Origin of the sequence: Thermonema rossianum DSM 10300 (assembly GCF_000426825.1) — a bacterium.
Lineage (GTDB): Bacteria > Bacteroidota > Bacteroidia > Cytophagales > Thermonemataceae > Thermonema > Thermonema rossianum.
Genome location: NZ_AUGC01000007.1, coordinates 172,589 through 196,246, shown reverse-complemented (window position 1 = coordinate 196,246; position 23,658 = coordinate 172,589). Strand labels below are relative to the sequence as shown.

The 23,658-nt window shown below is 49.0% G+C and carries 20 protein-coding genes and 2 tRNA genes; 10 read left to right on the top strand and 12 right to left on the bottom strand.

Annotation, left to right across the window (positions count from 1 at the left end; genetic code table 11):
• Positions 1-459: hypothetical protein (locus K384_RS13835; RefSeq protein WP_038030533.1), on the top strand; the 459-nt coding region annotated here is incomplete at its 5' end.
• A gap of 45 nt (positions 460-504) precedes the next feature.
• Here the strand turns inward: K384_RS13835 and K384_RS06505 are convergent.
• The 5 genes from K384_RS06505 to K384_RS06485 all read right to left on the bottom strand — a co-directional run bounded on the left by K384_RS06505 (position 505) and on the right by K384_RS06485 (position 6,400).
• A complete protein-coding gene (locus K384_RS06505; protein WP_084147143.1) occupies positions 505-885 on the bottom strand; it encodes a DUF1573 domain-containing protein in 381 nt (126 codons plus the stop codon).
• Between the two features lie 4 nt (positions 886-889).
• Positions 890-2,194: a UDP-N-acetylglucosamine 1-carboxyvinyltransferase gene (gene murA, locus K384_RS06500; protein ID WP_038030532.1), complete on the bottom strand. Its 1,305-nt coding sequence runs from the start codon at positions 2,192-2,194 to the stop codon at positions 890-892.
• Between the two features lie 113 nt (positions 2,195-2,307).
• Complete coding sequence (locus K384_RS13335) at positions 2,308-5,217, bottom strand: Cache 3/Cache 2 fusion domain-containing protein (RefSeq protein WP_051633187.1); 2,910 nt, start codon at positions 5,215-5,217, stop codon at positions 2,308-2,310.
• An 81-nt stretch (positions 5,218-5,298) separates the two neighbouring features.
• Complete coding sequence (locus K384_RS06490) at positions 5,299-5,733, bottom strand: type I restriction enzyme HsdR N-terminal domain-containing protein (RefSeq protein WP_038030531.1); 435 nt, start codon at positions 5,731-5,733, stop codon at positions 5,299-5,301.
• A gap of 4 nt (positions 5,734-5,737) precedes the next feature.
• The gene (locus tag K384_RS06485) at positions 5,738-6,400 is read right to left on the bottom strand and encodes a YggS family pyridoxal phosphate-dependent enzyme (protein ID WP_038030530.1); all 663 of its coding nucleotides are present in this window, start codon (positions 6,398-6,400) and stop codon (positions 5,738-5,740) included.
• A 125-nt stretch (positions 6,401-6,525) separates the two neighbouring features.
• Between K384_RS06485 and K384_RS06480 the strand changes: the two genes are divergently transcribed.
• Together K384_RS06480 and K384_RS06475 are read left to right on the top strand one after the other, a co-directional pair.
• On the top strand, positions 6,526-8,082 hold the full coding sequence (locus tag K384_RS06480) for a GH3 family domain-containing protein (RefSeq protein WP_038030529.1): 1,557 nt from the start codon (positions 6,526-6,528) through the stop codon (positions 8,080-8,082).
• 47 nt (positions 8,083-8,129) lie between these two features.
• Complete coding sequence (locus K384_RS06475; RefSeq protein ID WP_038030528.1) at positions 8,130-9,290, top strand: sigma-54-dependent transcriptional regulator; 1,161 nt, start codon at positions 8,130-8,132, stop codon at positions 9,288-9,290.
• Positions 9,291-9,383: 93 nt separating this feature from the next.
• Here the strand turns inward: K384_RS06475 and K384_RS06470 are convergent, their stop codons facing one another.
• Complete coding sequence (locus tag K384_RS06470; RefSeq protein WP_157630081.1) at positions 9,384-12,935, bottom strand: T9SS type A sorting domain-containing protein; 3,552 nt, start codon at positions 12,933-12,935, stop codon at positions 9,384-9,386.
• A gap of 279 nt (positions 12,936-13,214) precedes the next feature.
• On the opposite strand from K384_RS06470, the gene K384_RS06465 reads away from it, so the two are divergent.
• Complete coding sequence (locus tag K384_RS06465) at positions 13,215-13,724, top strand: hypothetical protein (protein ID WP_051633186.1); 510 nt, start codon at positions 13,215-13,217, stop codon at positions 13,722-13,724.
• Here the strand turns inward: K384_RS06465 and K384_RS06460 are convergent.
• From K384_RS06460 to K384_RS06450, 3 genes are read right to left on the bottom strand one after another with little or no spacing between them, the layout of a single operon-like run.
• Positions 13,649-14,500, bottom strand: coding sequence for a PASTA domain-containing protein (locus tag K384_RS06460; protein WP_038030525.1), 852 nt, complete (start codon positions 14,498-14,500; stop codon positions 13,649-13,651). The genes K384_RS06465 and K384_RS06460 overlap by 76 nt on opposite strands.
• Positions 14,501-14,510: 10 nt before the next feature.
• Positions 14,511-15,515, bottom strand: a complete 1,005-nt coding sequence (locus K384_RS13330; RefSeq protein ID WP_051633185.1) for a PASTA domain-containing protein — start codon at positions 15,513-15,515, stop codon at positions 14,511-14,513.
• Positions 15,512-18,208: a D-alanine--D-alanine ligase family protein gene (locus K384_RS06450; RefSeq protein ID WP_051633184.1), complete on the bottom strand. Its 2,697-nt coding sequence runs from the start codon at positions 18,206-18,208 to the stop codon at positions 15,512-15,514. Before K384_RS06450 ends, K384_RS13330 begins: the two co-directional genes overlap by 4 nt.
• A gap of 218 nt (positions 18,209-18,426) precedes the next feature.
• On the opposite strand from K384_RS06450, the gene K384_RS06445 reads away from it, so the two are divergent.
• A complete protein-coding gene (locus K384_RS06445; protein ID WP_051633183.1) occupies positions 18,427-18,975 on the top strand; it encodes a SiaB family protein kinase in 549 nt (182 codons plus the stop codon).
• A 32-nt stretch (positions 18,976-19,007) separates the two neighbouring features.
• Positions 19,008-19,397 (top strand): DUF1987 domain-containing protein, encoded by a 390-nt coding sequence (locus tag K384_RS06440; RefSeq protein WP_038030524.1) that lies wholly within the window; start codon positions 19,008-19,010, stop codon positions 19,395-19,397.
• A 24-nt stretch (positions 19,398-19,421) separates the two neighbouring features.
• On the opposite strand, the gene K384_RS06435 is transcribed toward K384_RS06440, so the two are convergent.
• The gene (locus K384_RS06435) at positions 19,422-20,201 is read right to left on the bottom strand and encodes a class I SAM-dependent methyltransferase (protein ID WP_038030619.1); all 780 of its coding nucleotides are present in this window, start codon (positions 20,199-20,201) and stop codon (positions 19,422-19,424) included.
• Positions 20,202-20,343: 142 nt separating this feature from the next.
• Here K384_RS06435 and K384_RS06430 point away from each other — a divergent pair, with 142 nt between their 5' ends.
• Entirely contained in the window at positions 20,344-20,571 is a 228-nt protein-coding gene (locus tag K384_RS06430; protein WP_038030522.1) for a putative signal transducing protein, read from the top strand.
• Positions 20,531-21,394 (top strand): phosphatidate cytidylyltransferase, encoded by an 864-nt coding sequence (locus K384_RS06425; protein WP_084147142.1) that lies wholly within the window; start codon positions 20,531-20,533, stop codon positions 21,392-21,394. The genes K384_RS06430 and K384_RS06425 overlap by 41 nt, the downstream gene beginning before the upstream one ends.
• Here K384_RS06425 and K384_RS06420 read toward each other — a convergent pair.
• A complete protein-coding gene (locus tag K384_RS06420) occupies positions 21,391-22,272 on the bottom strand; it encodes an NAD kinase (RefSeq protein ID WP_038030518.1) in 882 nt (293 codons plus the stop codon). The two genes, K384_RS06425 and K384_RS06420, sit on opposite strands and share 4 nt — an antisense overlap.
• A gap of 82 nt (positions 22,273-22,354) precedes the next feature.
• On the opposite strand from K384_RS06420, the gene K384_RS06415 reads away from it, so the two are divergent.
• Together K384_RS06415 and K384_RS06410 are read left to right on the top strand one after the other, a co-directional pair.
• Positions 22,355-22,427 (top strand) — tRNA-Pro (locus tag K384_RS06415).
• A gap of 53 nt (positions 22,428-22,480) precedes the next feature.
• Positions 22,481-22,553, top strand: a tRNA-Pro gene (locus tag K384_RS06410).
• Positions 22,554-22,616: 63 nt separating this feature from the next.
• On the opposite strand, the gene K384_RS06405 is transcribed toward K384_RS06410, so the two are convergent.
• Complete coding sequence (locus tag K384_RS06405) at positions 22,617-23,621, bottom strand: S8 family serine peptidase (RefSeq protein WP_038030516.1); 1,005 nt, start codon at positions 23,619-23,621, stop codon at positions 22,617-22,619.
• Positions 23,622-23,658 lie beyond the last annotated feature (37 nt).

Below are 23,658 nucleotides of genomic sequence, written 5' to 3'. Positions count from 1 at the left end.
GGTGATTTAAAATCTTACAAACAGGTTCAATTTAGGAATGTTCAAACCGGGGAGTACATTATTTCGTGGAATGATCCTCGCGGGGGTGGTGTTTTGGAGTCTTCGCAGAAGCCGGATGACAAAGGTTTCCGCTTTTATCAGGCAGCGAATGCTGCACCGGGCAATTGTGAGATTAAGCGTATAGGTTGGGATGCGTTTAATTGGTCTGCTTATCCTAAGTTTATTGCGGTTAATCATGCCAAGCGTATTCCTAATACTACTGCGCCCAATGCCCCTCACGCTTGGAATATAGAGCAGGTAGGCAGTGGGGTATTTATAATAAAATCGGGTGATGCATGTGTAACTTTGGTACCCGGCGAGAAGACACACCTTAATGGGCCCGGTTCGGCTGTGAGGCTGGAAAAGTGCCAAAGCGGTAACAAGTTGCAGCAGTGGGAAATTTATGTGATTTCTGAATAATTGAAATAATTGAATGAAAAAGTAAAGACGGGGCGGACTCCGTCTTTACTTTTTTTCTTCCACCACGCCTTCTATGCGCAAAAGTTGCTCCGGAGGCACGGCATTGCTGATAACCAAAAGATGGCGCCGGAAAGGTCCTGCCGGCAGTCCTTCGCTTTGTATCTTAACGCGTATATGAGCGCTGTCGCCGGGGGCAATGGCTTGCTTGGGCTTCTCGCTTAGTACACAATAACAACTGCTTTGCACTTGCCAGATGAGCACCGGTGCATCGCCCGTGTTGGTGCAGCGAAGCACCACCTCGGCTGTCTGTCCTTTCAGCAGTGGTTGGGGGAGGCGGTACACACTATCGGAAAAAACCAGGTGCCCCTGTGCATGAGCAGCGGCAAGCAGCATGCAGGAAAATAGGGTAAGAAGTAGTGTTTTCATTTCTTTACAAACGTTTGATTTTGGCACCTATGGCATTTAGGCGTCCGTCTATGTTTTCGTAGCCGCGGTCTATCTGCTCCACATTGTCGATGATGCTGATGCCTTCTGCCGAAAGGGCAGCAATCAACAATGCCACGCCGGCACGTATGTCGGGCGAGGTCATGCGTATGCCACGCAGCGGCATTTTCTTGTCTAAGCCTATGACTGTGGCACGGTGCGGGTCGCACAAGATGATTTGCGCCCCCATATCGATGAGTTTATCCACGAAGAACAAGCGGCTCTCAAACATTTTTTGGTGCACCAACAAGGTGCCCCGTGCTTGTATGGCCGTTACCAGCACGATACTAAGCAGGTCGGGCGTGAAGCCGGGCCAGGGGGCGTCGGAGATGGTCAGTATGGACCCATCCATGAAGGTATCTATTTCGTAATGTTCTTGGGCGGGTATGTAAATGTCATCGCCGCGAAATTCCATGTCAATGCCCATACGCCGGAAGACGCGCGGAATGCATCCCAGCTGATCGATGCGGCAGTTGGGGATGGTGATTTCAGAACCGGTCATGGCAGCCAAACCAATGAAACTGCCAATTTCTATCATGTCGGGCAAGATAGTGTGTTCGGTACCGCCGAGCGCTTCCACGCCTTCAATCGTAAGCAGGTTGGAGCCAATACCTGAAATGCGGGCACCCATGCGCACCAGCATATGACACAGCTGCTGAATGTAGGGCTCACAGGCGGCATGGTAAATGATGGTCGTACCTTGGGCAAGCACGGCCGCCATGATGATATTGGCAGTACCGGTAACCGATGCTTCATCTAAAAGCATGTAAGTACCTTTCAGGTTATGCGCTTGTATGCTGTAATAACCGGTGGCCGGGTCATATTGAAAGTCAGCGCCCAAGTTTTGAAGTCCCAAGAAGTGGGTGTCGAGGCGGCGGCGTCCGATTTTGTCGCCCCCGGGCTTGGGAATGCGCGCATAGCCGAAGCGGGCAAGCAGTGGACCTAAAATCATGACCGAGCCACGCAGCGCAGCAGCTTTTTGCGCAAAAGCAGGGGTTTCCAGATACTCAAGGTTGATGTTTTTGGCTTGAAAACGATAGCTGCCCTTGGCAAGGCGCTCTACACGCACGCCCAGGTCTTGCAGTATTTCAATGAGCTTATTGACGTCCCGTATGTTCGGTATGTTGTGAATGGTTACTTCTTCTTCGGTAAGCAAAGTGGCACAGAGCACCTGTAGTGCTTCGTTTTTTGCCCCTTGGGGGTGCAAGGTACCTTTGAGTGGATGTCCTCCTTCTACTTGTATGGATGCCATAGCGTAAAAAATTTCAAAAGGTTCATTTCTTTTTGAAAGCCTAAAAATAGAGATTCCTTGCCTATGATGCATCAAGCAGGGCAAGGAATCCCCTGTGTGTGGGCAAACTGCCCTTATTTCTTTTTGTTTGAGCTGTTGTCTTGCTCTTGCGCCTCGCGGCACTGTTCAAGGTCTTGTTGCAGGCGTGCAATGCGCATTTCATAGACCTCTTCGCGCAATACGAAGGCGGTAATGTCCATAGCCATCTGCACGATTCGTTCTACTTTGCCCGCTTCGTTGCGTACCGGTATGTAGGTGGCAATCAAATAAATGGATTCGCCATAGCGGGTAATGCGCTTGTATTGGCCATGCTGACTGATGCCATTGCGCAAGTTGCGCCAAAAGTTAAGGTATTCGATAGAATTCAACGTCTCTGCATCAACCAGCTTGTTATGGTGCATGTGCTCCAGTTCTTCTTTTTCGTACTGAAACAGGCTGCAGAAAGTCTGATTGGCTTCTAATATGTTGCCTTCTATGTCCATCTCTATTTTGGCGATGGCGCTGCTGTCGATGGCTGCCTCTTTGGCTTCGAGCTCTTCTTGCTTTTCCCGGATGGCCTGTTGGGCTTGGGTCAGCTCTTCGAGACGGCGCTGCAGCTCGCGGTCCTTTTCTATGATGGTGCGGTTGATTTCTTTGAGCTCCTGCTCTTGCAATACCTTATCGGTGATGTTGCGGGCAAACATAGACACACCGGCGGGCTTGTCGTCTTTGCCTTTGATGGGGTTGAAGGTGTATTCCCAATACTCGGTGGTGTTTGCCGGCGTTTGTACCGGCTCCACTTCCGAGAAGCGCTCGCCCAACAGGGCACGGTCGAAGTATTCCTTAAATTTTTCGCTTTGCTCTACCGTCAGCATATTGATAATGTTGGCACCGTTGTTCAGATGCACGCCATTTTGCTCAAAGAACCAGTCTTTGGCCGCCTTGTTGAAGATGGTGATTTGGTACTTGTCGTCAATGGCAACGATAAGGTCTTGCGTGTTGTTGATAAGTGAGCTGAGCAGCTCTTCTTTTCGCTGCGCCTCGTTGACAATAGCGTGCAGTTGCTTTTGACTGCGCTCCATCTCTTCTTGTGTAGCTTGCAGCTCTTCGAGGTTTTGGCGCATTTCTTCTTCCTGGGCGCGCAATTGCTCAGTGAGCTCTTGTTGCTCAAGCAGCAGCTGTTGTGTGCGTGTGGTGTTTTTCACGGTAAAGAAGGTGGCTGCAATACTTTGCGCTACCTTTTCTGCCAAGGTGATTTGCTCTTGGCTGAAAGGTTGAAGGCTTGCCAACTCCAGCACGCCAATGGTTACGTCGTTGGTTTTCAGCGGTACAATCAAGATGTTGCGGGGTTCTGTTTCGCCCCATCCTGAAGAGAGCAGCAGGTAGTCTTCCGGTATTTCCAGCAGGTTGACGGTATCGCCTTCCAGATATACTTGCCCTACCAGGCCTTCGCCGGGGCGCACTTCGCGCTGGAGGCGCTTGTGGCGGTTATAGGCATAACAAGCCACCATTTCAAGTTTTTGCTGCTCGGCAGGCAGTGTTTCGTCATTCAGCAGGAACATGCCGCCCTGCACGGCCCCCATCTCGTTGACCACTTCTGCCAGCAGGCGGGCAGAGAAGTCTTCTATGTTTTCAAACTGCCGGCGCAACACCTCATTGAAGTGGTTGAGCCGTTCGTTCATCCATTCTTCTTTTTGCTTGCGTTGGGCAGCTTCTTTGATGCTGTCGCGCATGTCGAGCAGGGCTTTTCCTAAAATATCCTCGTCGCTCAATGGGGTAAACGAAGCCTCGAGGTTGCCTTTCTCTATTTCTTGGGCAAAGCGCGAGTATTGATTGAAGCCCCGTATGAGCTGATTGGCCGAAGCAGCGATGGCGCCTATTTCGTCGTTTTGGTTGAAATGTACCGGCTCTACCGAACGCCCACGGGCAAGGTCGGAAATGACTTCTGCCAAGCGTTGGATAGGTTTAAGAATATTGCTGCGCACCAGCAGGGAAATGCCTACCGAGCCGATAATCAAAGCCAGCAGGAAGCTGACTGCCAACGACCGGCGCAGGTCTTTGAGCGGCAGGTCTATTGCTTCGGCCCGATCGACGTAAGCGCCAATGACCAGGTCGTAGGGTTCGTAGTAAGAAAAATAGAGCAGCTGCTCTTCATTGTTTTGCTCGCGACTATAGCGCCCGCGCTCTTTCTGTTGTACAAATTCCAGAAAGTTTAAATCCGTTTCTTTTTTGCCTTCGGCATAGGGGTGCACCACATATTCGCCGTCATAGCTCATGATGAAGGGATAGCCGGTGCGGAAATACTGAATGCTTTTGAGCTCGCGCCGCAGATAGCTGAGGTCCTTTTCGGGAATGGCTATAGACAGCATGCCCTTTACTTCGTCGAGGATGGTAAGGGGGGTGAAGTAGGCAATATACCAGCGGTCAAAGCGTTTGATTCTGCCCAAATAAGGCTTTCCTTGTTCTATGCTGAGCGATATGGGCGATTCGGGTGAAATATAATAGCCTTCCAACCGTTGGCCGCCGGGGCTGCGCTCGGTGGTGCTGATGCGTGCAAAGCCTACATTGGTTTTTTGATAGATAGAGACATCTGCGCCGGTCAGGTTATGAATGCTGTCCACGATGGCAATACTGCCTTGTATTTGCTGCCCGCCTATTTCCCAGCGCGGCAGGTTGACCAAGGTTTTATTCTTGTTTTCTTCATTGGTCAATGCCAGAGGCAAAAGCTCTTTGGTTTCCTGCAGGCGCCCCAACTGCTGCATATGAAAGCGCAGGACCTGCATGCCTTGTTTTACGATGTCTTCGCGGTAGCGGTATTCGAGTTTCACCAAACGGCTGAGGTCGTCCAAGTGCTGATACATTTCGGTATCGGTGCGGTCCTCATAGTAGCCCTGCTGATATTCGTAGATGTAGATCGCCAGCCCTAAGAAAGTAACTAAAAGGGTGACGAGGGTAAACAGCACAAATTTGGTGTTGAGGCTAAGGTTAGCAAAAAAGCGTTTCATGGGCTTTTGGGAAATTAAGCTTCATGGTAAAGCTAATGATTTTTTACCAGAAATGGTAATGAATGGCAAGCCTGAAAAAAATCAGGAAGGGAAAGGGGGAAAGGCATCGAGGGCCTCCATTGCTTGCTTTTCGGGGTTTACCGAAAAGAGGTGCACCTCCTCTCCATTGGTGATTGCCCAATAGGGGGCTTTGAGCAGGGCGTTGTATCGAAGCACCTGCATCAGGGTGTCGCGTGAAAGGGTGATGGCATGCCGCTTGCACTCCACGACAAGGAAAGGCATGCCCCGGCGGTCATACACCACAATGTCGGCACGCCATTTGCCTAAGCTCTGCTCTACGGCAATCAAAGCGGCGGGGTAGTGCTGCTCTTCTATAAGCCAACGGATGAACTGTTGGCGCACCCACTCTTCGGGCAGAAGCCGCACCCACTTTTTGCGTATGGTATCGAAGATGTAGAGTGCACCTGCCGGACCTTTGCGTATCCTGTGCCGGTAGTGAGGAATGCTTGTTTGCATGCTGTCAGGTGTATTGACGTTGCCCGAAAATAGCACTGCCGATGCGCACCATGGTAGAGCCTTCCTCTATGGCTATGCGATAGTCGCCACTCATGCCCATAGAAAGTTCTTGCATTTTCACATTGGGGCGCTCATATTGCTTGTGCTCATCGAAAAAGTGCTTTAAGCCTCTGAACTCCCGGCGTATTTGCGCGGTGTCGTCGGTAAAGGTAGCCATACCCATCAAACCTATGACGCGCACATGGGGCAGCTCTTCCCAAATGGAAGAGGTCAGCAGGGCATGGGCTTCTTCATAGCTTAAGCCGTACTTGCTTTCTTCTTGGGCAATATGAATTTGCAGCAGGCAGTCAATCACTCTTTCATTTTGAGCTGCCCTCTTATTGATTTCGCGCAAGAGCGCCTCGCTGTCCACCGAATGAATCAAATGCACAAAAGGGGCTATGTATTTTACTTTGTTGCGCTGGAGGTGTCCAATCAAGTGCCAGCGTATGTCTTTGGGCAATGCTTCGTACTTGGGCAGCATCTCTTGCACCTTGTTTTCACCAAAATCGCGGCATCCTGCCTCATAAGCTTGCATGATGACTTCGGGCGGGTGCGTTTTGCTTACGGCAATCAAACGTACGTGCTCGCCTAACTCTTGTTTTATTTTATCTATTGTACTTTTCATTGTTTTGAAATTGGTTTTTTTGTTTTTTATTGTATTTTACAAATAAATGCTGTTTTTGGGCATGCATTTTATATTCAGAATAAAGGAAAAATTTAACTTTGCATAGTACTAAAAAAGGAGGACTTATGGCTATTTTAGGTACGCTGTTGAAGCAGGGCATAAAATTACGAAAAAGCATAGAGCAAGAGAAGCACACACCCTTTGCTCTGCAAAAGCGCGAGCTTTTGAAACTGCTTTCTTCAGCCCAGCATACGGCTTTTGGTTTGTATTATAACTTCGAAGACCTGATTCGTTTAATTCAGCAGCTGCCGCGTGAGAGCCGCGACTTCTACAAAGCTTATAAAGAACGGGTACCTGTTTTCGATTATAACAAAATGTACAAGGAGTGGTGGCACCGCACTAAAGCCGGCGAAAAAGATGTGGCTTGGCGGGGGCATGTAAAGTATTTTGCCCTCAGTTCCGGTACTTCCGAAGCCTCCTCGAAATATATTCCTGTGACCAAGGAAATGATTAAAGCCATTCAACGTACCAGCATACGGCAGATACTGACCCTCTCGGACTATCCCAACTTGCCCAGCAAGCTGTTTGAAACGGGCATGCTGATGTTGGGCGGAAGTACCCACCTCAATCACCGGGGTACTTACTTTGAAGGTGACCTGAGCGGTATTACTGCCAGTCAGATTCCTTTCTGGTTTCAGCATTTTTACAAGCCGGGCAAGCGCATTGCCAAGCATACGGATTGGAATCAGAAGTTGGATGAAATCGCCGAAAAGGCGCCTAAGTGGGACATCGGCTTTATTGTGGGAGTGCCGGCTTGGATTCAAATCTTGCTTGAAAAAATTATTGCACGCTACAATGTGGCTCATATTCATGAAATATGGCCCAACCTGCATATTTATGTGCACGGGGGCGTGTCGTTTGAGCCGTATAAGAAAGGCTTCGAGAAGCTGTTGGGTAAGCCTTTGGTATATATAGAAACCTATTTGGCATCGGAAGGTTTTATTGCCTACCAGTCGCGCCCCGGCGGCGATTTGAAAATGGTGCTTAACAATGGCCTTTTCTTTGAGTTCGTGCCTTTCGATGAGAAGAACTTTACGCCGGACGGGCAAATTGTGGAGAACCCCGAGGCTTATATGATTGACGAAATAGAAGAAGGCAAAGACTATGCGCTTTTGCTTTCGACCTGTGCGGGGGCGTGGCGTTATTTGATTGGCGACGTCGTGCGCTTGGTTGACAGAGAGCGCTCTGAAATCATCATCACGGGGCGCACCAAACACTTCCTGAGCCTCTGTGGTGAGCACCTTTCGGTGGATAATATGAACAAAGCCATAGAGCTTGTGTCAGAGGAGTTGAACATACGGGTGAAAGAGTTTACCGTGGCAGGTGTGCCCTATGGTTCATTGTTTGCACACCGTTGGTATGTGGGCACTGATGACCCGGTAGATGCCCGGCTTCTGAAAGAACGCCTCGATGAGCATCTCAAGGTGTTGAACGATGATTACCGGGTGGAACGCAGCGCCGCTTTGAAGGAAATTTATGTGCATGTACTGCCCAACGATGTGTTTTATGACTTTATGCGGATGAAAGGAAAAGAGGGCGGGCAACATAAGTTCCCGCGTGTTATCAAAGGGGCACTGCTTGAAGAGTGGGAAGCCTTTGTAAAAGAACGGGTGAATTTATAAATTTTAGCTTTGTAAAATTATTTGTCCACACAACTCAATGAAAAGATATGGCAAAAGTTCTGATTGTAGATGACGAGCAAATGATTCGGGAGGCATTGCGCGACGCTTTGGAGTTTGAGAACTATGAAGTAGATGAAGCAGCCAATGGCGTGGAAGCACTCGAAAAAATAGAAAAAGACGATTTCGACGTGGTGCTTTGCGACATTAAAATGCCCAAAATGGATGGCATGGAGCTGCTCGATAAAGCCATGGCATTGGGCAAAGACACTCAATTCATTATGATTTCGGCACACGGAAGCATCGATACGGCCGTAGAAGCCACCAAAAAAGGGGCTTTCGACTTCATTACCAAACCACCGGACCTGGCTCGCCTGCTGGTGAGTGTGCGCAATGCCATCGACAAAACCAACTTGGTACAAGAAACCAAAGTGCTGAAAAAGAAAATAAGCAAGAAGTACCAAATCATAGGCGAGTCGCCGGCTATCAAGCGCGTGCTTGAAGATATAGACAAGGTGGCACCTACCGATGCCCGCGTGCTGATTACGGGACCCAATGGGGTAGGCAAGGAGTTGGTGTGCCGCCAAATTCATGAAAAAAGCCAACGTGCCAAAGGTCCTTTTGTGGAGGTCAACTGTGCAGCCATTCCCAGCGAGTTGATTGAAAGTGAATTGTTTGGCCATGAAAAAGGTGCTTTTACCTCGGCGGTGAAACAACGCATTGGCAAGTTCGAGCAAGCCAATGGGGGCACACTCTTCTTAGACGAAATCGGTGACATGAGCCTGTCGGCACAAGCCAAAGTGTTGCGGGCACTGCAAGAGCAGGTGATTACCCGTGTGGGGGGCGATAAGCAAATAAAAGTAGATGTGCGGGTGATTGCCGCTACCAACAAAGACCTGCGCGAAGAAATTAAAAAAGGGAATTTCCGTGAAGACCTGTATCACCGCTTAAGTGTGATAGTTATTCAAGTGCCTGCTTTGGACGAGCGAAAAGAAGATATTCCCTTGTTGGTAGAGCATTTCTTGCAGGCTATTGCCGATGAGTATGGTACCAAAAAGAAAGAAATAGAGCCGGAAGCAGTGAAGCTGCTGCAGTCGCGCAGCTGGTCAGGAAACATACGTGAGCTGCGCAATGTGGTGGAGCGCCTGGTTATCATGGCTGCCGACGATACCATCACGGCCGATGATGTACAACGCTATGGTATGAACTGACCTTGAAGAAGAGTGAAAAAAAGAAACAGCGGCACCGGTTTCGCAGAACCTGCCGCTGTTTTTGTTTTATGAAGTATAGCACACGCTTAGCCCTTATTTTTGCACCATGAGTTTTTCTATCCGTTTCCCGGTTTTATCTTCTATTTCAAGCAGGTAAATGCCGGAAGCAAGTCCTTGCAGATTGAGCTCACATTCAGCCCGGAGGTCCTGCTTTTGCTGTATGAGCTGCCCGTTGCTGCCGAGCAGCTTGATGCTTGCGCCGGAGGGAATGCCGCGCACTTTTACCCACGAAGTGGCCGGGTTGGGATATACCTGCACGGTGGGCGCACTTTCATTCCACCATATGGCAATGATAGAGGAGTATTCTTCCTGCTCATTGCCCCGGATAAGCAAACGGTAGTAATTATAACCGGCTTGTGGGTGAGGATCCAAATGCTTGGTTTCCCCCACGCGAGCCGGCAGCTCGGCTATGGGGGTAAAATGTAAGGCATCGTTTGAGCGCTCTACATACACTACCTCTTTGGGCGTGCCTGTCAGCATCCATCTTAGTTCTATCCCTTCGGGTGTAACTTCGCCGTTGAAGTGTGTAAGCTGTACCGGTAGAGGCGCAAAACCGGAGGTAAGGGCAAAATCAGAAAAGGAACTGATACCCGTGACCCATATCTGTTTAGGGTCAGTTATATAACTTTTTTGACTTTGGAGGGGGCCAGTTCCGGCAAAGAAGGGCACCCAAACCCCGGCATCGTGTTTGGCAAGAATGGCAGAGAGGCTTGGCGTAGTGATGGTGCCGGTCTCATGCGGTCCAAAATTAATCTGTACGGTGTATAAGCCGGTAAAAGTGCCACTTTTGGGCTCTATGTGCCAGTAGCCGTCGCTGTACTCTGCCCCGGGCACGGGGTTGGGAGGCGTTTCGCCGGAGTAATACTGCACCCACATTTCGGAAGGCAAAGCAGTGCCTACCCATGTAATGCGCGCTATCTCTTTCTGTGCCCAAGAGAAAACCGTAGTGCTGCCATTGCTGATGCTGCCACTTTCAATATAGGCATTGGGTGGAGCAACAGCCAGGTTCATAGTAAACTCATCGGCGCCAATGTCGGTGGTGCCTGTGGTTACCGAAGCGGAGCGGGTGTCCCCGTCCAAGTCGGTAATCACGCCCGTATGGTTGATTTGCTTGCCTTTGCCATTCACAAACCAGGCGCTTTCATGATTGGGATTAATATGCAAGTCGCCATTGTCAGGGTCCACAAAAAGATCCGTTGGGTTGGGGACGTAGGAGGTAGGTGCCGAGCCGCTACCGTGTTCTGCCCAGCTGTATGCGTCGTTACCTGTTTCGGTGCGCCAAGTACTCATCTGCGTGAAGGCATAAGGGGCAGAATAGCCATTGTTGTTCAGATAGCCCAAGGTCAATCTGCCAAAGATGGAGTCGGAAGCCAAGTACACATTATAGTCCGTACTAACGGAGAGCACATCAGCTGCATTGAATACACTCATGGCTACATTGATACCTGCACTTCCACCGGTGGTGGTGCGGGCGTTGAAAAACAGGTTGTTATAAGCTTCGAAATCATTTTGAATGAAAATGGCGGCATGAGTACGGTTGTTGGCTGAACCATTGGAAGAGCCCTGTACCAGAAAAGTATTATTCCACAGGCGCAAACGGGCAGGAGTGTTGGCATAGAATGCCAAGATGCGATAGTTGCGGGTAACGTTTTGCCCTACACTAATCATGTTATTGGCCAGCGTCCATTCATCGGTAGAATTGTTATTATCTACCCCCATGCCCATAATGATAGAACTAAGGTCGCTACTGTTCATCCACAGGTTGTAAATGCGGTTGCGGGCTACATAGGAGTCATTGCCTCCTTCGCCCAGCATCAAACCTACGGCGCACAGTTGCCCGGAGGGATGGTGGTTATAGAGGTTATATATTTCGTTGTCTGTGATGGCTTGCCCGGTGCCGGCAGTATTGTAAATACCAAACTGTTGTACGTTTACGGAGTTGCCGGTGGTGGGGTCCGGAAACGAGAAGAATCCGCCGTCATTGTATATGTTTATATCGTGGATGCGGTTGCCAATAAAGGTGTTGGTGCCATAGTAGCAGTAAATGCCCCCGTTGGTAGAACCGGTGCTACTACTGGTACCGCTGCCATAAGAAGTCATGTTGGCAATGACGTTGTAATTATAAGTATTGTTTCCCCAAGCATCGGCATAGATACCATCTACAAAGGTGTCTTCGGTGGTGAAGCCTGCCCGCCCGGCTTTTATGTTATGGGCTACCGTTTCACTGCCAATCAGGTTGTAGTTTACGCTTTTATTGCCGCTGCCGTCCACGTCGATCCCTACGAAATTGGAGCCGTTAGTCGCGGCTACTCCATAAGCCCATATACCCCCGATACGGTTGTTCTCTATCACACAATTGCCATTGAAATGGGCATAAATACCTTTGGTCATGCTTTGGTCGCTGGTGCCTCCATTGACTACGGTAATAACATCATTGGTAGTATGGCTACCTATGGTATTGTTGCGTATGATGGCGTTGTAGTTATCATCGAAAATATCATTGGTCTTATACTCACCCACTACAATACCACACCACACACCTATTTCATTGCCGCCGGCAGCATTGTTTTCGTTTGAGGTGGTTTCAAAATAGAAATTCGAAATAGTGTTGTTTTCTATAAGATGGGTGCCTATGTTGTCGAGGTCGCGCATCTCTATGCCCCGGTAGCGCAGGCGACTGCCTGCGGTAGTCATAGAATAGGTGCCCGTGCCGCTGCCATTGGCATAGCCGATGACGTTGCCGCTTACGGTATAGCTGCCGCCGCCTTGCAGGTAAATGCCACGGTGTGTATTGTCGGAGGTGTAGTTGCGTGAGGTGGTTTGAAAAATACGGTTATTCAGGATTTGATTGCCGTAGCTCAAGCCCGGAGAGGCAAAGCTAAGATCGAAGCGTATGCCGGCAGTGGGGCTGCCGGAAGAGTAGAAGTTGTAAACGTAATTGCCCCGGATGATGTTGTTACGTATGGCGCCGTTTCCGGCATTCGTAGTTGCTATAATGCCATTTTTAGGAAAGTACGAAGGGGCATGATAGATGGCGTTGTATTCTATAATATTGTTTTGAATAGGCATACCGTTGTTAGCCAAAAGTGTAATGACACCCCGGTCATTATGGGCTTGTCTTGCCCGGAAGTCGCAGTAGCGTACCACATTGTTGGAAGTGCCGTTTATGAATAATAAGGCATAATCATATGTTGTTCCTCCATCGTGAACGAAGATTAAGCCTCGTCCCCCGTTGTACTCGCCATCGATGGTTACGTTTTGGCAGCCATTTAATGTTAGCAAAGGGTCGTCCACAAAGCCGGCAGTGATGGTGCGCACTCCGCCCTGCGGGCGTATGGTGATGGATACGTAGTCTGCCCCGCCGGTGCCCGAGGGGTTGATGTTAATCCTTGAGGACTCGGTGGTGTTGCCGGTAATTCTAACATTGATATTTCCCCTGTGTGTACCGCTGTTGATGGCATTAATGGCTGCACCGAGTGTAGCGTAAGAACTGCTGTTTACTCCGGCAGTAGCTGTTACATTTACTTGAGCATGTAAGTCTAAGCTAAGTAAAATTACAAAAATGAGAAGTTGAAACGCTTTCATAAGGCTCTGTTTTTGATAATAAGCTGCTTGCAAATATAAGAAAAGCAAATATTTGGCTCAATTTTTTTGGAAAATAAATACTTGAAAATATGCTTGGTAGTGTATGTTGTTATTCTTTTACAAAAGAAATTATTTTGATTTTATATGTATTGTTTGTTAATACAAATTTCTTGTGTTAGGTAATATGAGTTTATGTAAAAAGTATAAAAACTAAGCCTAAGGGGTAAAAGAAAAGCCGAAGCTTGCTTATCTTTGAGTATTACCCAAAAAACAAAGCTTATGAACGCAGCACATTTACACTTGGTAGTGAACCATTTGCCTATTGCAGGCATGTTCTTCGGAAGTCTGGTGCTTCTTGTATCGCTCTTGCTCCGGAAGAAAGAAATGGCCATGACCGGCTTGGGGCTTGTAATATTGGCTGCCCTGCTGGCTATTCCGGCTCTGCTCACGGGCGAAGGTGCCGAAGAGATAGTAGAAGAATTGCCGGAAGTAAGCCACCGCCTCATACATGCGCATGAGGAAGCTGCCGAAACAGCTTTCTGGTTGGTGGAGATAATAGGTGCTTTTGCCCTCTTCTCTTTCTGGTGGCTTATGAAAAAAGACGGTTATCCTTTTTACCTGCTACTTGCCAATTTGTTGTTTGCCGCAGGCGTTTTGTTTATGCTGGGGCAGGTAGGAAACACCGGCGGTAAGATACGTCACAGTGAAATCAGTTATGGGGTTGGAAAAGAGTCTTCGGTGGCTTCTTCTTGGGGAACGGGCATGCCCACTACCCAAAGGTCTATGTAGCTGCCACGGCTTACGTGGCGATAGTGCTTTTTCCCCTCTTCCCAGTAATGGGGGAGAGGGTTTTGTTTAACAACCATCCCCAACGGCAGGTCGGGTTGATCAAAGACATATTCCACCTTGCCTATCTGAAGGCCCAAGGCACGAACTACAAAACGGGCTTCTTCCTCGCTGAGCCCCATCAGCTGCGGCACTTCTATTTGTGACTCGGGCGATTCGCTTACGACAACCACCAGGGTGTCGGTGATGGTAAATAGAGCATGGGGCATCAACTGCTTGCCCCGCTTGTCTTCAAGGCTTACGATGTTGTTGGGTGGCAGCTCTGTGTCGGGTGAGTACCGCAACCGGATGTTTTGAAAACCGGCTTGCTGCAGGCGGCGCAAGCCATGCTCCACACTTAGACCACGGAGCTCCGGCAGCGGTATTCGTGGGGGGGAGGGAGGCGATACCCGCAAGTATATTTTGCGTCCCGGCTTGGCAAGTTGCCCGTAAGAAGGGTGCTGCTCCACAATGCTATTGAGTGGCGTGCCTGCCACAAATACCGTGTCTTGAATCACAGGGCGGAAGCCTGCATCCCGTAATTTTTGAATGCCTTTTGCCGGCGATAATCCTACGACGCCGGGAATGCTGCGCAGCTGTCCTTGGCGCGTATAGAAGGGTAAGACAAGCAGAAAGAAAAAAAGCAGCAACAGCAGTGCCGTAAGCAAAGCTGCAGCTGCATGAAGCCATAGATGTATTTTCTTGTGGGTAGGGATGCGAATATGAAAGCGTGGAGCCATGCCGGCAAAACTAAGGAATGTTTGGTTTCTTTTGGTTGCTGTCTTTCTTTATGAGTGAGTCGATGGGTTGCATTTCGTCCATCATACCGGAAATGGTGTCATTAAACACCGAATACGCCGGGTTGTTCGAAATCCATATGTCTATCATTTCGCCCGGGCGTATTTTGTTGCGGGGCACTTTATTCAGGTCTAAGTTCTTGGCATGTTTCCCTTCCGCAAAAAGGCTGTCGCTGCGTACTTTAATGGGGCGGTAAATAGGCTTTCCGTGCTTATCGTAGCCGGCAAGCTCATATTGCGACAAATCGACAAATGCCGCCGGGTTTTGTTTGAATATGCGCCGGTAGGGAGCTTGGGCATTTTCGTCATAGCGCACAATGCCCAAACGCAGCGAACGTGCCTTCAATACCGCTTCTGCTTCTTCGAGGGTCAAGCCGGTGAGGTCGGGCACGTCAAATTCTTCTTCGCCGATGCCACTGCCTACTACCAAGTCCACCTTGGTGCCCATTTTGACAGGAGTACCGGGCGGAACAGGCTTGCCGTCCACTTCTTGTTCAAGCACAATATCAATGGCTATGTCGGGCTCAAAGCGGATACGCCCCAGTTGCAGCTGACTGCTTTTGAGCTTGGCAATGGCGGTGGGGTAAGAAACACCTGTAAGCTTAGGCATCTCGGTCATCGGGGGCTCTTTGGGGCAAATGGTCAAATAGACCTTGCGTCCGGGTTTTACTTGGGTGCCGGGTAGCGGATATTGGCTTAAAATAGTGCCCGGTTTGTAGTCGGTGGAGAAACTGCTGTCTTGAATGATGATTTCCACGGGCAGGGCGTCAGCAATGGCAAGCACCGAGTCTATGGAAGCACCTGTCAGACGGGGCACCTCAGCCACTTCGTCTTGCCGTGCGATATGGGGAATAAAGTAAAAGAAGAAAAGCACCAGCAGCAGTATGAAAGAAATGGCTGCCAGCAGCAAATGTATGATTACCTGTTTGACGGAGTTGGTTTTTATCCAGAACTTCATGTGTGTTTCAGCTTTGTATTTTTTGATTTGCTCAGGGCATAGCTCAAAATCTTATCTATGAAATCATAGGGGGTATAATGGTGCAGGGCTGCCTGGTGGAATATGCAGGTGGCAGGGGTCATGCCGGGCAGCGAGTTGATTTCTACGATGATGGTTTCTACTTCTTCCGGAGAATAAACACGTACGAAAGCATCGATACGGGCATAACCCTCCACGTCCAGTATCTCGGCTACTTTTTGCAACTGTTGTTTTACGATTTCAGTAATGCGCCGGTTTTCTTCCGGGTCTTCCGAGAAGCGGGCAGGAGTGATGTTTTGTCCTTCACCCGCCAAAAATTTCTCTTCGAGAGACAATACCTCACCCAAAGCAGGGGTTTCCGAAGGACTGAATACCTCATAACGCCGCTTGCCATCAGCATCGAGATGGGTAAGCAAGCCGCCGGTGATTTCCAGGAAACGGCCTGCGCCACGGGCTGTGATGAGCTCTTCTATAAGGAAGAAGTCGCGCGGTGGGAAGGGAGCACCCGGTTTCAAGCCCAAACGCTGCATGAGCACCGGGTCCAGCATTTCTTCTGCGCGGAACGACGCTTCGATATATGCCAGCAGCTCTTCACGGTTTTTTACTTTCTTCACTGCCGAGCTACAGCCATCGTCGGCGGGCTTGGCTATGAAGGGGTAAGTAAAGGCTGCCTCAATGGCTTCAATCAGTTTTTGCCCTTCTTGTTCCCACTCTTCTTTGTACACCAGACGGTGTTCTGCTACGGCTATGCCGTGTTTTTTCAGTATTTCGTTGGTTTCGTATTTATTGATGGTGATTTGAGAACTTGCCACCCCTGAGCCGTTGTAGGGGATGCCATACTTTTCCAGCCCGGCTTGCAGGGAGCCGTCTTCGCCGGGACGCCCGTGCAGGGCAATGAAGACCACGTCCACCATCTCAGGCAGCTCTTCGAAAGGGATGGCTTGGGGCTCAAAGAAAGCATCTTGCGCATAGTGGGCAGTGAGCCCCCGGGCTTCTTGTTTTATCTTTTCTATGATAGGATGCGTTTTATAGTGCTCTATCTTCTCTTTGATGTCGTCGGCGTTGTCTTTTAGCATCAAATGGATGGGCAGGCGGTACAACTGCCAATGCTCGGCATTGCCGGTCAGGAAAATAGGCACAGGGGTGTATTTGGTCGAGGCAGACAGTTTTTCATAGATATTGCGCCCGCTTTCTACCGAAATGTGTCTTTCGGAAGAATAGCCGCCCATGATAACCCCCACCCGTATGGTGTCTTGCTTTTGATTGTGTAGCTTGTCCCGCAGGGTGTGCAGGCGTTCAAGCAGTTGCAGGCTTTTGAAATGCAGGTTGGGCTGCGAGGCGCGCACCTGCAGCGAACGTTCAATGATATAAGTAAGGAAGCGGCTGGGGTCAAGTCCTATTTCGGCTGCTTGGTGGAAGAAGAAAGAAGAAGGCATCATGCCCGAAGTAGTGTTGGGGTCGTTGAGGTAAATCTTACCCTGTGGGGTAATAAAGCCGTCGATGCGGGCATACACTTCGCCTTCCATGGCTTCATACAACGACACGCAGGCGTCTCTGATGGCTTCTATTTGTGCTTCGGGCAGCTCGATGGGGGTTATCTTACGGCTGATGCCGGGAAGGTATTTGGCACGATAATCAAATACTTCACTTTGCTTGATGATTTGAGTGGGGGGCAGGGCTATAGGTTTGCCGTCCAGGTCTTCTACTACAATGCACGAAAACTCTTGCCCGTGAATGAAAGCTTCGATGAGTACTTCGGTTTCCGTGTTTTGCAGCGCATAGAGAGTGGCTTGCCCTCCGGTGTGCTTTTGAAGCCACGCGCGTAATTCATGCGGGTGATAAAGGGTCGTATGTTCGTTTTCGTATTCCGCAAGCATGGGAAATCCCAGCCCTTCGCGAATGTCGGTCCACTCGATAAGCCGGGCACGCTGCTGCTCTTCGTTCAGCTTGTGCCATTCACTTAACGAAAGGCGCCGTATGAAGAAGGCTTTGTCCAGGGCTTGTTGCCAATCTTCCAATTTGGGATTGCGCAGCACACTGACGCCAATAGAAGAGCCTTGATGAGCTGACTTTACCACCAAAGGGTCGCCCAACTGTTGAAGGCTTGCTTGCAGCATCGCTTCCAGTGCCCGGGCATCCATGCGCAGGTAGTCATCGCGCCCGATGAGGCGGTAGGCCGGGCGCTCGAAGCCCATCTTCTGAAACAGGCGTTGTTGGGTGGCTTTGTCTATGCCTATGGCTGAGGGCAAAATGCCCGAGCCGGTATAAGGAATGCCATACCATTCGAGCAAGCCCTGAATGGTGCCATCTTCACCGTAAGAGCCATGCAATGCCAGGAAAGCCACATCGAAAAGACCGGCGAAGTCCGCAGGCGTGATGGGACGTCCCACTTCGGTTGCTATGCTTTCGAGCCATGCCGCCGGACTTTGAGCAAGTGATTCTATATAAATTTGAAAATCCCGGGGTTGATGCTGCGCCGGAGGATAAAAATCACGGATGGTGCCTTTATACAGGTATTCCCATTCCAATAAGATGAAGCGCCCCAGACTATCTACAAAGATGGGAACAGCTTCGAAAAGCGATTTATCCAAGTTGTCGTAAACGGTGCGACCACCGGCAAAAGACACTTCGCGCTCGCGTGAGCTGCCACCAAAAAATATCCCAATCCGTATCATGAAGTTAAGACTCTACGTTTCACAGACAAATTAATAGCTCAAAAATAAGAATTCCCCTTTAATTGTGAAGCGAATGCTACAACCGTGCACCTTTTGTTAAATTTTGCTAAAAAAGTGCTACTCAACCCCGGCAGAATAAAAAAATAAAAATAGAATTGCATATATTTAAACACTTTGCTATAATTAAACTATTCAAAAACAGGAAAAAATAAATTGCAATGGGAAAGTTCAGCTTTTTTAATCACTACCAGGACCTTTCAAGCAAAGAAATATTGGTGTCCTATAAAGGTCCTATGTCCGATGTGATTATTTATGAGATAAGCAAGGAATTGCAAAATAAATTGGCACAAGACCCGAAATCAGGCAAAAAAGTGTACTCTATTTTCATGGAGTTGGCACAGAATATCTTTTTTTATTCCTCGGAAGTGAGTAAAATTGGAGATAAAGAATACCGGGTAGGAACCATCGTAATTACCGAAGATGAAGAGTTTTATACGCTGATGGCAGGCAACCTGGTAGAAAAGAAGTGGATACCTACCCTGTGGGACAAGTGCGAGCTGATTAATACGCTCGACAGGGAGGCGTTGCGCCGTTTGAAGTTTGAGCAACGCATCAACCCCAATGAAGACGAGCGCAGCAAGGGCGCCGGTATCGGGCTCATTCAGATAGCCCTCACCTCGGCACAACCCATATCAGTGGAGTTCCGCGATGTGGACGACAAGCTCTCGTTCTTTGCTTTGGCAGTGAATGTGAAGAAGAATCTTTAAATATTTTGGAATACAGAAAATAAAGCGAGCATATGGAAAACTTAGAAATTGAAGGCGTAAAAAGTACCTATTTTACCCCACATGTTAAGTTTGATGCCTCCACCGGAAAGTGCTTGATTGAAGGCGAGTCATACTTGGAAGATACCTGGGAGTTTTACCGTCCTATTTTGGATTGGCTCAAAAGATACACCGAGGAAAAGAAAGGGCCTATAGATTTCACTTTTAACCTTACTTACTACAACACCAGCTCTTCCAAGTGCTTCTTGGACATCGTGCGCATCTTGAAGGAATATCAAGATGCCGGAGGCGAAGTGAAGATTACCTGGTACTATCCCGAAGACGATGAAGACATACGGGAAGAAGCCGAAGACTATGAAAACTTTTTAGGCATTCAAATAAACATTATTCCCGTTGAAGAGTAGAAAGAAGGGTGAGGATTCACCCTTCTATTTTTTTGCCGTCACAAACAAATCTAAAGCCCGCCGCATGTCTTTTACAAGCAAGTAGTCGTCGAGTGTGATGTTGCGTGCGGCGCTTTCTTTCTGCATCAATTGGTTACGGTTCAGCCGGTTCAGTACTTCATACGGCAGGCGCAGCATCCAGCGTGGCAGGCGGTACTCAAGATTGAATACGTCCCATCGCTTCCACTTGGCTACGGACGCAGCATTGGCCGCTTGATATTGTTCTACCTTTTCATTACCGCCTACCCCCTGCATTTCTACTTCCGCAAAAAAGCTTTGCAGCAATTGGGTCAGTTCCGTGGCGGTATATTCGCGTATGTGCCAAGGGTTGCGCGTCAATGAGCGCAGGCGGTTGGGCGTGGTGAGTATGAGTGTGCCGCCCGGTTTTAGTACGCGGTGAAGTTCCCGGATAAACAGCCTGTCATTAGGAATATGCTCTATGACTTGAAAGCTGAGCACATAGTCGAAGCTATTGTCCGGTATTTGAGAAAGGGGCGGCACTTGTCCACTTATGAAAGTGGCTTGCGGATACTGCGCTTGCAGCGCCTCGAGCAATTGACGGTTTTTGTCTATAGCCCAGTACGCATCTACTTTGGGAAGCAAGTAAGGCAGGCCTCTGCCAATGCCACAGCCCACTTCAAGCAGCTTGCCGCCTTCGAGGCATTCGGCGGCCGCTTTGTAAGCAAACAACAGGCGATAGTGCAGGGGGGCATCGGAAGCCAAATGCCCGGAGGTGATTTCCGTAGTACTAAACGATAAATTCATGACGATAGCTAAAAACTTTCCGAAGGGTAAAGTTAAAAAAGTTATGCTTACCTTTTTTATAGCCATTTATGTGGGCTTGTCATATTAAATTTTGTAATTTGCTACCATCCTTAAGCGTACCGGAGCATTAAGATGTGAATACATGCAATGGCAGACTGTATATAAGACCTCTTTTCCGCACAGAGCCGGCATTGTGCAGCAAATTCTGCTTGAGCGGGGTATTCAGGCGGTGGTCTTAAACAAAAAAGATTCCATGTATGGCTTGTGGGGTGAAGCAGAGGTACAAGTGCATCCTGCTGATGTCATTCGAGCATTAAAAATAATTCGTCATGAAATCAACTTCGAGCAGTCCGATGAAGAAAGCATCTAACCTTCAGTTGCGCGTATTGTCGGGTGTTATAGGTGGGGTGTTGTTGTTGGGCAGTGTGTGGTGGCGCGGCGAGAGTTTCGTTGCTTTGTTTTCCTTGATAGCCCTGTTGTCGGCATATGAGCTGCTGACTTTGGCGCAAATACACATTAAACATCCCGCCAAAACCACAGGTGTTTTATCATCGGCTATTATCCTGCTTTTGCACGCCCTGCATTTGGTAGGGGCTTTGCAATCGTGGGCATGGCTGTGGGCGCCGGTTTTTTTGTTTGTGTTTTTGTGTTGGACACTGCTCTATGACCGCCATCAAGGACAGCCCTTGGAGGTGATGGCACTACACTGCGCTGTCTGGATTTATGTCTTGTTGCCTTTCATACTATATATGCGCGCTGCTTATTTGTTTGGGGGCACATATCACTACTACATAGCATTGGGTTTCTTGCTTTTGCTATGGGCAAATGATACCGGTGCTTATTTTGTTGGGAAGGCTTTGGGCAAGAACAAATTGTTCCCTCGCATATCGCCCGGCAAGACCTGGGAAGGCGCCATTGGTGGAGGGGTACTTTCCATGTTCGTGGCTTTGGGTTTGTCCTCTGCGTTTCAATCATTGAGTGTGGAGCAGTGGGTAGGCATGTCTTTTTTGATTACGGTTGGGGGTATTTATGGCGACCTCACCGAGTCAATGATAAAGCGTAGCTTGGGCGTGAAAGACTCCGGCAAGCTGATTCCGGGGCACGGCGGCTTCCTGGACCGCTTCGATGGTTTGCTGTTGGCAGCTCCTCTGGTGGCGGCATGGCTTTATTGGTCAGCCCGGGCCGCCTTTTAATTGCGCACGTCCAAGCCCCAGTTGAGCTTGTTGCGTAATGTCTCCATGAAACTGTGCTCTTTCATTTGCACCAAACGGGCGCAGAACCGCTCCTTACTAATAGCTATTTGCACGGAGGAGTCAATGATTTCGGAACGCGAGTCGAGTGAAGCAAGGAAATAACGACTTCGGCCTTCTACCTGTAGCGATATGACGCTTTGGTCTGAAATAATCAATGGGCGCACGCTCAGGTTATGCGGGCTTACCGGCGTAATGATGAAATTTTTTGAGCGGGGAAAAACAATGGGACCGCCACAGCTGAGAGAGTAGCCGGTAGAGCCGGTAGGCGTGGAGATAATCAAGCCGTCTGCCCAATAAGAGTTTAAATACTCACCATCCACATAAGCATGCACGATGATCATGGAAGCAGTGTCGCGCTTGGTGACGGTGAATTCATTGAGCGCAAAATTGAGCTCACCGAACAGCTGACAGTTCGAGTCAAGATGGATGAGCGAGCGGTCGTCGAAATGATAGTAGCCATTGTAGAGGTTGTGCACGGCGTCTTCCAGTTCATGCGGGGCGATGGTTGCCAGAAAGCCCAAGCGTCCTGTGTTGATGCCTACAATAGGGATTTGCCGGGCACCTACATGCGTTACAGATTCCAGCATGGTGCCATCACCGCCCACACTAAAGAAGAAATCGACTTCGGGCAGGTCGCTGTGGTTGGTGTAGTACAGCTGCCCGTCGTATGCTTGCAGCTCGTGTTTTTGAATCAGCCGGGCGAAGTCTTTCGAAAAAAAGAGCTTGGCATGGTATTGATGCACAAGTATATGCAACATGCGTTCGATGTAATGGCGCACTTCGGCGCGGAAATTACGACCATGGATAGCAATGACCATAAAGCGTGCTTTAAAAATTTTTTGAAAAATCTTTTGGTAAGTTTACAACAAAGCTATTATCTTTGCAACAGCAAAAGGCAATCGGGATGTGGCGCAGTTGGTAGCGCACTAGCATGGGGTGCTAGGGGTCGCTGGTTCGAGTCCAGTCATCCCGACTTGTAAAATAAGAAGGCGGCTTTCAGGCAAAGGGTCGCCTTCTCCTGTTTATCGGGATGTAGCGCAGATGGTAGCGCACCACGTTCGGGACGTGGGGGTCGCTGGTTCGAGTCCAGTCATCCCGACAAGCAAAAAGGCAACCTGACCACCGGGTTGCCTTTTCTTTATTTAATTTAAAGATTCCCTATTTAAGGGATGTGTGGGGGCAAACAATCGGCTGCTTTGAGCCGTCGTACCACCTCTTCCATACTCAACCCCTGACTGAACCAATAGGCTGCCCACGCTGCCGCAATGGGGGTTGCTGCCGATGTGCCCCAAAACTCCTCTTTATCCAGCCATCTGCTTTTGCTTGAGAAATCAAGAGTGATGTATCCGGCAGCCCATACATCTACCAGCGGACCATAATTGCTGAAATATGCACGGTTTTGACAGTTGCGGTCACGCGCCCCTACCGTAAGGGCATTGGGGTATTTTATCATGCTGTGCATGGTGAGGTTCCTGCGTGTATCTTGGCTGTCGTTGCCGGCAGCCATCAAAAACAGGATATGTGGATGCCCGGCTATGATTTTATCCATGCGTGCCCTGAATACTTTTAACCACTCCACATAGCAGTTTTCACTGATGGAATTACCGAAGAAGCGTTTAAAGAAGGATAAGTTCCATATCCATGCAATAGGAATAATTTTCACTCCGAGGCTGTCCATGTAATGGACACTTCGCTCAAAAGCATCACAAAACAGATTGGCGGCTTTTTGGGGTTGTTGCCGGAGCAGCGTTCTGAGCTCATATTGGTCAAGGATGTATTCATATAAAGGTATCTCTGCAAATACCAAGCGTACATTGGGATTTACGGTTACCAATGTATTGGCTACGTACGCACCATGCGAGGTATTCTTGACACCATAAGAGTACTCGATGCCTTTTTTATTCGATACGAAAGGAATAAGCCAATAGTAATCGTTGAAGGCAATGCCATAGGTGTCGTCCACATAACCGTTTCCGTCGTCGTCAATGTTGTTGTCGGTTCTTTCTTTGCGATTGATATGCAAGCACGCCTGAGCTTCGGGCAAAAGACTGTGTGGGTCTACGTACTCTGGAATGCCTATAAGCACCCGCTCCTTGCTTTTTTGGCTGCTTGCTGTAAAACTGCTGCCAAGCAACAAGCATAGAATGAAAAAAGCTATCTTGTTCATAGGTCAGGTGGTTTTTAGTTCTTGAACCTTTATAAAC